General features: G+C 69.9%; 12 protein-coding genes. 7 read left to right on the top strand and 5 right to left on the bottom strand.

Annotation, left to right across the window (positions count from 1 at the left end):
* The first annotated feature begins 48 nt into the window (after positions 1-48).
* A complete protein-coding gene (locus LWP59_RS29655; protein WP_144641599.1) occupies positions 49-1,257 on the top strand; it encodes a PucR family transcriptional regulator in 1,209 nt (402 codons plus the stop codon).
* A 6-nt stretch (positions 1,258-1,263) separates the two neighbouring features.
* On the opposite strand, the gene LWP59_RS29650 is transcribed toward LWP59_RS29655, so the two are convergent.
* Entirely contained in the window at positions 1,264-1,524 is a 261-nt protein-coding gene (locus LWP59_RS29650) for a DUF4235 domain-containing protein (RefSeq protein ID WP_144641601.1), read from the bottom strand.
* A gap of 124 nt (positions 1,525-1,648) precedes the next feature.
* Between LWP59_RS29650 and LWP59_RS29645 the strand changes: the two genes are divergently transcribed.
* The 6 genes from LWP59_RS29645 to LWP59_RS29620 all read left to right on the top strand — a co-directional run bounded on the left by LWP59_RS29645 (position 1,649) and on the right by LWP59_RS29620 (position 6,151).
* Complete coding sequence (locus LWP59_RS29645; RefSeq protein WP_144641604.1) at positions 1,649-2,020, top strand: cold-shock protein; 372 nt, start codon at positions 1,649-1,651, stop codon at positions 2,018-2,020.
* A 65-nt stretch (positions 2,021-2,085) separates the two neighbouring features.
* Positions 2,086-3,276, top strand: coding sequence for a zinc-dependent alcohol dehydrogenase (locus LWP59_RS29640; RefSeq protein WP_144641607.1), 1,191 nt, complete (start codon positions 2,086-2,088; stop codon positions 3,274-3,276).
* Between the two features lie 136 nt (positions 3,277-3,412).
* The gene (locus LWP59_RS29635; protein WP_144641610.1) at positions 3,413-4,087 is read left to right on the top strand and encodes an ANTAR domain-containing protein; all 675 of its coding nucleotides are present in this window, start codon (positions 3,413-3,415) and stop codon (positions 4,085-4,087) included.
* A gap of 50 nt (positions 4,088-4,137) precedes the next feature.
* The gene (locus tag LWP59_RS29630; protein WP_144641613.1) at positions 4,138-4,596 is read left to right on the top strand and encodes an SRPBCC family protein; all 459 of its coding nucleotides are present in this window, start codon (positions 4,138-4,140) and stop codon (positions 4,594-4,596) included.
* A gap of 4 nt (positions 4,597-4,600) precedes the next feature.
* Positions 4,601-5,245, top strand: coding sequence for a UdgX family uracil-DNA binding protein (locus LWP59_RS29625; protein ID WP_144641616.1), 645 nt, complete (start codon positions 4,601-4,603; stop codon positions 5,243-5,245).
* A 3-nt stretch (positions 5,246-5,248) separates the two neighbouring features.
* Positions 5,249-6,151, top strand: a complete 903-nt coding sequence (locus tag LWP59_RS29620) for an amidohydrolase family protein (protein WP_222425612.1) — start codon at positions 5,249-5,251, stop codon at positions 6,149-6,151.
* 108 nt (positions 6,152-6,259) lie between these two features.
* On the opposite strand, the gene LWP59_RS29615 is transcribed toward LWP59_RS29620, so the two are convergent.
* The 4 genes from LWP59_RS29615 to LWP59_RS29600 form a co-directional block, all read right to left on the bottom strand.
* On the bottom strand, positions 6,260-7,540 hold the full coding sequence (locus tag LWP59_RS29615) for a cytochrome P450 (RefSeq protein WP_229857575.1): 1,281 nt from the start codon (positions 7,538-7,540) through the stop codon (positions 6,260-6,262).
* Complete coding sequence (locus LWP59_RS29610; RefSeq protein ID WP_229857577.1) at positions 7,537-8,445, bottom strand: alpha/beta hydrolase; 909 nt, start codon at positions 8,443-8,445, stop codon at positions 7,537-7,539. Before LWP59_RS29610 ends, LWP59_RS29615 begins: the two co-directional genes overlap by 4 nt.
* Positions 8,446-8,475: 30 nt before the next feature.
* The gene (locus LWP59_RS29605) at positions 8,476-10,500 is read right to left on the bottom strand and encodes a CocE/NonD family hydrolase (RefSeq protein ID WP_144641618.1); all 2,025 of its coding nucleotides are present in this window, start codon (positions 10,498-10,500) and stop codon (positions 8,476-8,478) included.
* 85 nt (positions 10,501-10,585) lie between these two features.
* Positions 10,586-11,869 (bottom strand): ATP-grasp domain-containing protein, encoded by a 1,284-nt coding sequence (locus LWP59_RS29600; protein ID WP_144641621.1) that lies wholly within the window; start codon positions 11,867-11,869, stop codon positions 10,586-10,588.
* Positions 11,870-11,934 lie beyond the last annotated feature (65 nt).

Genomic DNA, 11,934 nt, shown 5'->3' with positions numbered 1-11,934 from the left:
TCCTCCGAGGGGCTCGACGGGGAGGCCCGGAAGCGAACGGGATGACGCATGCGATACACGGGTGCGGAGCCGGCGGTCGCCCGGCTTGCGGCAGCCGCGCGGGCGAGACTGCCGGAGATGACGGAGGACACCTTCGCGCACATCATCGCGGAGATGCCGGTCTACGCGGACGCGCGCTTCGTGTCGCACGAGAAGCTGTGGTCCTCCTGCGACGCGAACCTCCGCTTCCTGTTGCGTGCCTTGGAGGAACCCGGCACGCCCGACCTCTCACAGGCCGCGGCCACCGGGCAGGAGCGGGCCCACCAGGGCGCACCGCTGCCGGAGTTGCTGCGCGCGTTCCGCATCGGCTTCACGGAGGTGTGGCAACAGTTCGTCGAGCTGACCGGGTCCGACGACGACACCGCCGGGCTGATCGCGGCGACCCGTGCGCTGTGGACACTCATCGACGACTACACCGAGACTCTGACCGAGGCCTATCGCACGACGCTCGCGGAGATCACCCGCACCCGGCACGAGAAGCGGCTCGCGCTCGTGGAAGCCCTCTTCGCCGGCGGCACCGCGACCGAGGGCACCCTGTGGGACATCGCCCGGATGCTCGACCTGTCGCTCGACGGAACCTACCTTGTGGTCGCCGCGGAGACGCCGGGCCTGGGTCAGGAACCGTTGCCGGGTATGGAGAACCTGCTCCGCGAGCGACTGTACGCCTCCGCGTGGCGGCTCACCCCGGAGCTGCGGGTCGGCGTCGTGTCACTGCGCGAGCGTAACGCGGCCGACGCGGTCATGGGGCTGCTGAAGGAAAACGCCACCGGGCGCATCGGGGTGAGCCCGGTGTTCACCGGGCTGGGCAACACCGCCCGCGCCCTGCACCTCGCCCGGGTGGCGCTGTCGAGTCTCATGCCGGGCACCTCGGGCATCGTCCAGTTCACCGAGTCGCCGCTGGCCGGGCTCGTCGCCAGTGACCCGGAGGCGGCCGCGCAGCTGGCTCATCAGGTGCTGCGGCCGGTCCTCGAGCTGCCGGGCGAGGACCGCAACGTGCTGCTGATGACCTTGCGCGCGTGGTTCGACTGCCGCGGCTCGACGAAGCTCATCGCCGAGCGCGTCTACTGCCATCCCAACACGGTGCGGCACCGGCTGAAGCGGATCACCGACGAGCTGGGCCGTTCGCTCACCGATCCGGCGGACATCGCGGAACTCGGCACCGCCCTGCGGGCGCTGACCATGTTCCCCGACGCCGCGCACCTGCCACCGGTGCCGTAGCCCGCGTCAGTCCTCGAGCTTCTCGCCCGTCGCCTTCTCGAACGCCTGCGCGCTGCCGCGGTCCACCGCCGCCTTCACCAGGCCGAAAATGGCCCCCTGCAAGGCCGCCGCGAGCAGCACGTCGCGGATCTTCCGGTCGGTCGCGGTCGCCTTCGGCGCCTCGTCGTCACCGCTGATGGCCTTCCACGACTGCTTGAACACGGCGCCGGCGAGCACCCCGCCGAGCGCGCTGATGATCAGGCTCAGTGGCTTGTAGAGCAGCTTCATGCTTCCGGCGTACCCGCGCGACCACCGCTTCACACCGCCGTTGTGCCCGGAGCGGGGAAAGCGGTACGTTGGCGCGATATCGCGTGGGGCCGGTTCCCGGCCCTCGATTCGATGCGGAGTACTGGTGGTCACGGGTAAGGTCGTCCGGTTCGACGAGATGCGCGGCTACGGTTTCGTGGCTCCGGAAAGCGGTGGCGAAGACGTCTTCGTGCACGTCAACGACCTCGACGTGGACAAGCGGCTGATCGCGCCGGGCGCGATCGTCGAGTTCACAGTGGAGGATGGGGAGCGCGGGCCCAAGGCGTCCAACGTGCGGATCGTGCGCGACGCCAGACCCGCCATCGACGAGGACTACCTGCCGTCCGGCCTGGACTTCCGCGAGGAGCTCACCGAAGCCCTGCTGACCGGCGCCCCGACGCTCACCGCCGAGCAGGTGCTGCGCGTGCGCAAGACGGTCCTCGAGCTGGTCCACGAGCACGGCTGGCTCGACGAGTAGGTTTGCCCGGCCCGGCCCCGGTTACCCCCTCCCGTGACGCAGCGCGACACGGGAAGGGACAAGGGATGAAGGCGGTTGCCTGGCACGGGAAACGAGATGTCCGCGTGGACACAGTGCCCGATCCGAAGATCGAAGAGCCCACCGATGCGATCGTGCGTGTCACCTCCACCGGCATTTGCGGCTCGGACCTGCACTTGTACGAGGTACTCGGCGCCTTTCTCGACGAGGGCGACATCCTCGGGCACGAGCCGATGGGCATCGTCGAGGAGGTCGGCCCCGAGGCGGGCGACCTCAAGCCCGGCGACCGCGTGGTCGTGCCGTTCAACATCTCCTGCGGCCACTGCTACATGTGCACCTCGGGGCTGCAGTCGCAGTGCGAGACCACCCAGGTCACCGAGCACGGCAAGGGCGGCGCGCTGTTCGGCTACACCAAGCTCTACGGCCAGGTCCCGGGCGGCCAGGCCGAGTACCTGCGCGTCCCGCAGGCCCAGTACGGCCCGATCAAGGTGCCCGAGGGGGCGCCGGACGAGCGGTTCGTCTACCTCTCCGACGTGGTGCCGACCGCGTGGCAGGCCGTCGAGTACGCGGCGATCCCGCCCGGCGGGAGCGTCGTGGTGTTCGGGCTCGGCCCGATCGGGCAGATGTCCTGCCGGATCGCCCGGCAGCGCGGCGCCGGCCAGGTGATCGGCGTCGACCTGGTGCCGGAGCGGCTGACGCTGGCCGCGCGCTACGGCGTCACGACCTTCGACCTGCGCGAGCACAAGGACATCTCCGGCGCGGTCGCCGAGCTGACCTCCGGGCGCGGCGCCGACTCCGTGATCGACGCCGTCGGGATGGAGGCGCACGGCGCCCCCGTCGGCAAGCTCGCGCACCAGATGGTGAACCTGCTGCCCCAGCCGCTGGCGGCGAAGGTGACCGAGACCGCTGGTCTGGACCGCCTCAGCGTCCTCTACCAGGCCATTCGTACGGTCCGCCGCGGCGGCACGATCTCGCTGTCCGGCGTCTACGGCGGCATGATCGACCCGCTGCCGATGATGGACCTGTTCGACAAGCAGATCCAGCTGCGGATGGGCCAGGCGAACGTCCGGCACTGGCTCGACGACGTGCTGCCGCTGGTCAGCGACGAGGCCGACCCGCTCGGCGTGCAGGACCTCGCCACGCACCGGCTGCCGCTCGAGGACGCGCCCGAGGCCTACCGGATGTTCCAGCAGAAGCGGGACGGCGTGATCAAGGTGCTGCTGCAGCCTTCGGCGTGACGCGGCGCGGACGGGTGGATTTCCGGTGAACGGGCGGCAGGGCCTGACGATCTCCCGGCTATGATCTGGCTTCCTGGGACTGTCCAGCAGCGTGGCACCCGTGTAGTCAGAGCTTTTGCACAGGAGCCGCTTCCCCATGCCCACCAAGCCGGATCCGCTGTCCGCGCTGCCCGGAGGCCAGAGCGCCGACCAGGTCGGGATGTACCACTGGGACCTCCGCACCGACACCTGGTCCTGGTCCTCGGAGATCTACCTCATGTACGGCTATCAGCCAGGCTCGGTCACCCCGAGCCTGGAGCTGCTGGCCAAGCACGGGCACCCCAAGGACCACCCGGCCCTGGTCGAGCTCTTCGAGGCGGTCCGCCGCAGCGGTGAGGCGTTCGGCAGCCAGCAGCGGATCGCGGCCGCCGACGAGGGCACCCGCGCGGTGGTCGTGGTCGGAAACGCCGACACCGAGAACGAAGTGCCGACCGCCGTCCACGGCTACTACGTCGACCTCACCAGTGCCCGGCTGCGCGAGGCCGAGCACCTCTCCGAGCTGGCGGGGGAGGCGGCGGGCCTGCAGCGGGCGATGGCGTCCCGCGCCACGATCGAGCAGGCGAAGGGCATGATCATGTTCGCCTACGGCTGCGGCTCGGCGGCGGCGTTCGACCTGCTCATCAACACCTCGCAGCGGGCCAACATCAAGCTGCGCGAGCTCGCCGACCGGCTCGTCGCGGTCGTCCAGAACCCCGACGACCAGCCCGAACGCGCCCGCGCCCACCTGGACGCCATGCTCGCGAGACTCGCCAGACCCGCCGGCGACGTGTAGACGCGCCCCGACGAGGTACCCGAAAGGGGAGTCGAGAAGGGAGCCAGCACATGAGCACGATCACCGAAACCGTCGACGTCGACGTCCCGGTGACCACCGCGTACAACCAGTGGACCCAGTTCGAGTCGTTCCCGCAGTTCATGGAGGGCGTCGAGCAGATCCGCCAGCTCGACGACACCCACCTGCACTGGGTCACCAAGGTAGGTGGCGCCACCCGCGAGTTCGACGCGACCATCACCGAGCAGCACCCCGACGAGCGGGTCGCCTGGCGCTCGGACAGCGGGCCGAACCACGCCGGTGTCATCACCTTCCACCGGCTGAACGACTCGACCACGCGGGTGACCGCGCAGATGGACATAGACCCCGAGGGCTTCGCCGAGAACGTCGGCGACAAGCTGGGCGTGCTCGACCGCCGGGTCAAGAACGACATGCGCCGGTTCAAGGAGTTCATCGAGCACCGAGGCGGCGAGACCGGCTCGTGGCGTGGTGACGTCCAGCGGCCGAGCTGACGTCATGGCGGGGACAAGGGTCAAGCGGGACGCCTCCGAGTTCGTGCCGGACAGCACCGAGCTGTCCCGGCTGCGGGAGGCGTCCCGCTCGTGCCGCGGCTGCGACCTCTACCAGGACGCGACGCAGACCGTGTTCGGCGGTGGGCCGAAGCGGGCCAAGGTACTGATGCTGGGGGAGCAGCCGGGCGACCGCGAGGACCGCGAGGGCGAGCCCTTCGTCGGGCCGGCGGGCAAACTGCTCGACCGGGCGCTCGTGGAGGCGGGTATCGACCGCGGCGAGGTCTACGTGACCAACGCCGTCAAGCACTTCAAGTTCACCCGCTCCGAGCGCGGCAAGCAGCGCATCCACAAGAAGCCCTCGCGTGGCGAGATCGTGGCGTGCCGTCCATGGCTCGTGGCCGAGCTGAACGCCGTGCGGCCCCGGCTGGTGGTGCTGCTGGGGGCGACCGCGGCCTCGGCGCTCATGGGGCCCTCGTTCAAGGTCACCGAGCACCGGGGCACTTTGGTCGAGGCCCCCGAGGAGTTCGGCGGGCATCCGGAGCAGATACTGTCCACGGTGCACCCGTCCTCGGTGCTGCGCGCGCCCGATCGCGACAGTGCGTATGCCGCGTTGGTCGCCGATCTGAAGGCCGCGCCTGCCATGCTGTGACTTGTGTTCGTCGATACGCATGTGCACGTGGTCGACTTCCTGCAGCAGCCGGCCGACGCGGATGGGCTGGTCCGCGGGATGACGGCGGCCGGGGTCGACCGGGCGGTGATCTTCGGGCTGCCCATGAAGAAGAAGTGGCCCTCGAACGAGCCGCGGCGGCCGCACTACTACCTCGACGGCAACTCGCCGTGCTACTACTTCTCGCTGACCGACGAGCTGGTCGCGAGCCTGGCAGCCCAGCTGCCCGCGGGCCGGTTCGCGGCGACCCTGTGCGGGTTCGACCCGACCGACCAAGTGGCGATGGACCAGATCGAGCTGGTCTGGTCGCGGCACGACTGCTGGCGCGGCATCGGCGAGGTCATGCTGCGGCACGACGACCTCACGAACCTCACGCACGGCGAGAACCCGTCGGCGGCGCATCCCGCGCTGGACTCGGTGTTCGAGTTCGCCGCCGGGCAGGAGTGCCCGATCGCGGTGCACCACGACAGCAGCTCCCCCGGCCGGCCGGGCGAGCACGAGTACGTCGGGCAGCTCGACCGGATGCTTTCGCGGCACTCCGGGACGACGGTCGTCTGGTGCCACGCTGGCGTTTCCCGGCGGGTTGAGCCGCGGCGGCAGCACGAGGTGCTGGCCGACCTGCTGGAGCGCCACCCGCGGCTGCACGCGGACGTGTCGTGGCAGCTGCTGGACCTCGTCCTCAGCGGCGACGGTTCGCCCCGGCCGGAGTGGACGGAACTGATCACCCGCCACCCGGACCGCTTCGTGCTGGGCACGGATCTGGTCGGGCGGCCGGAGAACTGGGCGCAGCGGATGAAACCGCTGGAGCGCCTCCTCGGCGGTTTGCCTCCGTCGGTGCGGGAGGCAGTGGCGAGCGAGAACGCCCTGCGGTTGTGGTGGGGGGAGTAGCGGCGTGAGGGGGCGGCCGGGCGCGGCCAGTCCTGGCTGCCGTTGCCGGGTTCGCCTTCGCGGGGGGCTGGCCGTTGCCGGGTCGCCATGGGCGGGTGGTGGCTGCGCCTAACGGCGTGGTCGTACCGAGAAGGTCAGGCCGAAGTTGTCCAAAGTAGACGGCAGTGCGTGCGCCGGCCCGAGCTTCTGCCCCGAGGTCAACAGGAAGTCGCGCTTCTCCAGCAGCGCCGCCAGCAACACGCTCGTCACCATCAGCACCAGGTTCCGTGCCGGGCACTCGCCCGGGCCGGCGCTGAACGGGACCAGCGCCGGGTTCTGCTGTGCCCGCCCGTCAAGCCAGATCTCCGGCACGAAACTGTGCGCGTATGGCAGGTTCTGGTCGTCGCGATGGAAGAAGGGGGTGTACACCAGCAGCCCGGTGCCGGCAGGCAGGTCGTCGATCTCCTTCGTGATATCACGCAGGATCGCCGGGGTCGTCGGCCACAGGCGCACCGTGTCGAGGACGCTCGCCCGCAGGTGGGGCAGGTCCGGCGGCGTCTCCGCGAGCGCCTGCTCCCGCGCCTGCGGATGTGTGGCCAGCAGTGCCAGCGCCCGGAAGCTCACCATGGCCGCCGCATCGAAGGCGAACAGCCAGTGTCCCACCTGGCTCGCCGGATCATCGTCGTCGCTCTGCGGCGTCTGCGCGATCACCTCGGCCAGGCTGCCCGCCTCGGCCCGCGTCAGGTGCCCCCGCAACCGGGCCAGCACCCGCTCCTGCAGTCCGCTGTGCCGCGGCGTGAGGTAAGCCCAGTTCGACGACCGCCGCAACCGGTCCAGCAGCTCGGTCGTCGTGTTGTCGTCACGCGCGCCGTCGCCCAGTACCACGCGCCGCACGATGCGCCACCACACCGCCGCGAACTGCTCCCAGTCCAGTGTCCCGGCGGCCGGCAGCGCGGCCACCTCCTCCTGGATCTTCGCCTGCACCACCGGCGTCAGGTGGTGCAGCGGCTGGGGCGTCTCCAGCGCCTTTTCGTTGAACGCCCGGCGCCGCGCCCGCTCGCCCCCCTTCGAGATCAGCACGCCGTGTGGCTGGAACTTCTCCAGCGCCGCCCGCTTCTCCAGGTTCGCCGGGCTGAACGGCTCCGGCGACTCCGCCAGCACGCGCCCGACCTCGTCGGCCGAGAGCACCAGCGCGAACGACCGCCCTGGCACCGCCAGTTCCACCAGCGGCGCCCGGTAACGCGACCGCAGGTCCTGCATCAGCCGCACGGCATTCGTGTCGGCCTGCATCTTCTCCAGCAGCCCCATCATCTTCGGACGGCGCTTGATGACGCCACCCGCGAGCGTCGGGCCCAGCACGGTCGCGGCGACCTTCAGGGTGTCGAGCCGGGAAGCGGTGGGTACAGTCACCTGCGTCCTCCCCGGACGATCAGGTCCGCGATTCGCGCCGAAGCCTTCTTCGCCTCCGGGAGGCTCGCGATCATCCAGGCGTGGAACATGTCCTCGTACTCCCAGTACTCCACCGGAACGCCCGCTGCGGCCGCCTTCGCCCGGAAGCGCCGGGCGTCGGACAGCAGGACGTCACGGGTGCCGATAAACACGCTCAGCGACCCGAGCCCGGTGAGATCACCGGTGAGCGGGCTGACCAGGGGATCGGCCGGGTCCAGCGCCCCCGCGTACAGCCGCCCCGCCTCCAGCAGGCCGGGAATGCCCAGGTACGGGTCGTGCTTGTCGTACTCGTGCTGCGCCGGGTCGCTCATGGTGATGTCGAGCCACGGCGAGAGCAGCACGATCTCCTTCGGTTGCGGGCTGCCCTCGTCCCGTAGCGACTGCGCGAGCACCAGCGCGAGCCCGCCGCCGGCGGAGTCGCCCATCAGGATCTGGTCGTCGCTGTGCAGGCCGCTGAGCTTCTCCTTGTAGACGGCCTTGACCACGGCGATGGTGTCGTCATAGCGGTTGGTGGGCGCGAGCGGGTACAGGGGCGCGGTCGCGGTGCAGCCCGTCTCCGTGACCAGCCGCGCCAGGAAGGACCAGTGGTCCTTCTGGATCTGGTGCACGTAGGCGCCGCCGTGGAAGTACAGCACGTGCCGCGACGAGTACCCCCGCCGCGGCCGCAGCGTGTACACCGGCCGATCGCCGATCTCCTGCTTGGTGACCAGCACCTGTTCCCGGACCGAGTCGGGTGGCTCCGCGTCCGCGGGCTGCTGCCTCGGTTCGAGACTCCAGTGCAGCTTCGCGACGTCGGCGAACGTCTGCTTGCGCCGCGTCACGCGCATCGCGGCGATCATGGTCCTGGCATGCAGGCTCGGCTTCACGCTCGCAGGGCTACCCGGACTGCTCCGGGATCACACCTGGTCACGGGGGAAGGTGTGCCGCCAGTTCCGCGAAAACGCCCGGTGCGGCCCCTCGTAGGCGTCCAGCTGCGCGTGCAGCACGAACTCCTTCGCCGTGCACGTCAGCAGGATCCGCGTGTCCGTGCGCGCCTCCCAGTCCCCTCGGCGGAACGTCAGTGACCAGTCGGTCTTGCCCGCCGGGGACGCGAAGTCGTCGGCCACCGAGGTGTAGCACTCGTAAGCCCGCCGCGACACCTCCAGGTCGATGTCGTCGAACCGTTCGGTGCCGGAGTCCTTGAGGATCTCCAGCGACTGCTCGTAGGAGACCAGGTCACGCGTCACCTGCCAGCGCTGCGCCCCCGGCTGCACCTGGGTGGTCGAGATGGGCGGCGACCCCTCGGGCTCGCCGAACACGTGCGGGCCCACCTCGTCCGCCTCGCCGACCGGCCGGACCGGCAGGGTCAGTGTGCTGGCGCCGGTGAACACGGTCAGCCGCGCGGCCTCCGGCGGCGGCCAGGCCAGTGGCCAGTACGAGGTCGACAGCGACAGCCGGATCCGGTGCCCGGGCGGGAACGACTGCGCGACCCCGTTGAGGGTGAGCTCGACCTGGTACCGCTTCCCCGGTTCCAGCGGCTGCGGGTTGTCGTGGCCGTCGCGGTGGGTGAGGTTGAGCAGGCCATAGGTCACCCGGGTCGCGCGCCCGTCCGGCGCGACGTCCGACAGCCGCGCGGCGACCATCGCGACCGGCTTGTCCGCGCACACCTCCAGCCGCACCACGGGCGCGCCCAGGATCTCGCACGTCTCGGTGAGCTCGTCGGTGTCGAACACCAGCGAGCCGCCGTCCTCCTCACGCTGGTCGTAGGGCAGGTCCGGCGGGGCGTTGTAGGAGGCCCACTTCCCGGCGAACTGGCCGACCGACAGCGGTGACTCGACGCTGAGCCCTTCGTTCGGGATCTCCTCGCCGGGCCGGGCGATCCGGTGCGGGGCCAGGCAGTGCGTGGACGGCTTGACGTGCGGCGACGGCCAGGCCGGCTCGCCGACCCACCGGCCGGGCCGGTCCTCGTACGAGGTGGACGGCGGCACGCTGTCCTGCATCCAGGTCAGCAGCATCGGCCCGGCCATGACGTCGTTGTCGGCGTCCTTGAGCCAGTGGTCCCACCAGCGCACGACCTCCTGCAGGTAGCCGATCGCCGGGCCCGGCTCGCCCAGGTGCGGGTACTTGTGCGACCACGGCCCGATCAGCCCCTTGCGCGGCACGTCCAGGCCGCCCAGCAGCCGCATGACGGCGTTGGAGTAGCCGTCCGCCCAGCCGCTGGAGGCGAGCACCGGGACCCGGACGTCGTGGTAGTTCTCACACACCGACGCGTGCCGCCAGTAGTCGTCCCGGCGCTGGTGGCGCAGCCACTCGTCGACCCACGGCCCGGACGCCTCGATCCGCTCCTGCCACATGTCGCGCCACCGGTCGCCGACGAGCGCCGGGTCGGGCGGGAGCGTGCTGTAGGCGAACATCGTGCCCGCCTCGCCGAGGTTGTCCGACAGCATGCAGCCGCCCATGTAGTGGAAGTCGTCGGAGTACCGGTCGTCGGTGAACGAGGAGATGACGATCGCACGCAGGCTCGGCGGCTTGCGCGCGGCGACCTGCAGCGAGTTGAACCCGCCCCAGGAGATGCCCATCATCCCGGTCTTGCCGTCGCACCACGGCTGGTCCGCGATCCACTCCAGCACGTCCTCGGCGTCACGCTGCTCCTGTTCCAGGTACTCGTCGACCAGCACGCCCTCCGACTCGCCGGTGCCCCGGATGTCGACCCGGACGCAGGCGTAGCCGTGCCCGGCGAGGTAGGGGTGGTGGATCGAGTCGCGGCCCGCGGTCAGGTCGCGCTTGCGGTAGGGGATGTACTCGAGGATCCCGGGGACCGGCTGGTCGTCGGAACAGAGCGGTCGCCAGATCCGCGCGGAGAGCCGGGTGCCGTCGGAGACCGTGATCCAGACGTGCTCGTCCTCGGTGATCTCGTACGGCAGGGAGCTGACCGCGCGCATAGGCCATTCCTCCTTCGTAGTCTCGAAGCGGCGGATTCACGCAGGTTGCACCGCTACCCGCACCACCACGCAAACCACGTCACCTTCAAACCTCGTCGAACTCGAAGTGCAGCGCGTCGATGGTGCGCTGGTACTTCTCCTTCATCTCCTCTTCGCTGTCGGCGCCGACGTAGACGAAGGCGAGCTCGTAACTGTAGCTGTCCTGCGCGTCCATCTCGGACAGTCGCTGGCCCTCGGCGGGCACGAGATCAACCGTAACGCCGGGGATCTCGCGCTGCAGCTGGTCGATCTCGGCCTCGGTCGGCAGCCGCCGCACGATGCCGTCGGTGAACCGGCGGTGGTACCACTTCGAGCCGATCTTGTACTTGCCCTGCCCGTGCGGCATCTCCGGCCTCTTGCCAAGGCCCAGCTGCACCATGCAGTGGTGGTTCGGGACGCCGTCGACGTACTCGAACATCTCCGCGTGCGACTGCGAGTGCCGCGCGTTGATCTCCAGCACGTTCACCTCGCCGGTGTCCGGGCGGGCGAAGAACTCGATGGAGAACGTGGAGTTGTCGAGGCCCAGCCGCTCGATGACCTTCTTCGACACGTCGACCATCTTCCGCACCACCGGTTCCGGCAGCTGCGAAGGAAGCTGGTGCCGCAGGAACGACGAGCTGTCCGGGTAGTTGATCGAGTCCAGCACCCCGTTCACGGTGACCTCGCCGTCGTACACGAAGCCCTCCGTCGCGGCCTGTTCCCCGGTCAGCGACTCCTCGGCGAGGCACGCCAGCGCGCCCGCGTCCGCCACCTCGGGCGGCATGTCCAGCTCCGGCGCGTGGTCGAGCACGTACTGGAACGGCTTGCCGACCCGGCCGATGCCGTCGCGGATCTTGGCCACGGCCTCGGCGAACTCCTGCTCGTTCTTCGCCTGGTAGGCCAGCTCCGAGGAGAACGACTTCACCGGCTTGAGCCACATCGGGAAGTTCATCCCGGCCGGCGGCTCCGCCTCGCCGTCGAGGTCGACGAGGGCGAACTTCGGGTAGTTGTCGATGACCTTCGCCTGCTCCAGCCTGCTCCAGTACTTGTGCTCGGCCTTGATCACGCCCTCGAGGTTCGGGCTCGGCAGGCCGTAGCGGCGGCACAGGACCGGCACCATCGAGGTGACCGGGAAGTCCCAGTAACCGACGATCGCGTCGATCTCGCCGCCGAAGTCTTCGAGCTCGCGCTTGGCCTTCTCGATCAGGTCGGCGATCGGGATCTCTCCTTCCTGGATATCGGCGACCGTGAGCAGCGGGTGGAACCGATATCCCTCGGCTCCCGGTACCCGCCGCAACGTTCTCAGGTTCGCTTCGTCCAGCCCCAGGACGAAAATGTCCTTTGTCTCCACCGCATACTCCTCTGCACTCACGCCCCTTCAGGTCCCCTGGACGCGGAAGAGATAAACACTTCGCG

Origin of the sequence: Amycolatopsis acidiphila (assembly GCF_021391495.1) — a bacterium.
GTDB classification, from domain to species: Bacteria; Actinomycetota; Actinomycetes; order Mycobacteriales; family Pseudonocardiaceae; genus Amycolatopsis_E; species Amycolatopsis_E acidiphila.
Note: the sequence above shows the minus strand (reverse complement) of the source record. Positions and strands in the feature narration are given on the sequence as shown.

Bases quoted from the DNA above. Each gene is read 5' to 3' on its own strand.
- LWP59_RS29655 (WP_144641599.1), top strand. From the start codon at position 49: ATGCGATACACGGGTGCGGAGCCGGCGGTCGCCCGGCTTGCGGCAGCC.
- LWP59_RS29650 (WP_144641601.1), bottom strand. From the start codon at position 1,524: ATGAAGCTGCTCTACAAGCCACTGAGCCTGATCATCAGCGCGCTCGGC.
- LWP59_RS29640 (WP_144641607.1), top strand. From the start codon at position 2,086: ATGAAGGCGGTTGCCTGGCACGGGAAACGAGATGTCCGCGTGGACACA.
- LWP59_RS29635 (WP_144641610.1), top strand. From the start codon at position 3,413: ATGCCCACCAAGCCGGATCCGCTGTCCGCGCTGCCCGGAGGCCAGAGC.
- LWP59_RS29630 (WP_144641613.1), top strand. From the start codon at position 4,138: ATGAGCACGATCACCGAAACCGTCGACGTCGACGTCCCGGTGACCACC.
- LWP59_RS29625 (WP_144641616.1), top strand. From the start codon at position 4,601: ATGGCGGGGACAAGGGTCAAGCGGGACGCCTCCGAGTTCGTGCCGGAC.
- LWP59_RS29605 (WP_144641618.1), bottom strand. From the start codon at position 10,500: ATGCGCGCGGTCAGCTCCCTGCCGTACGAGATCACCGAGGACGAGCAC.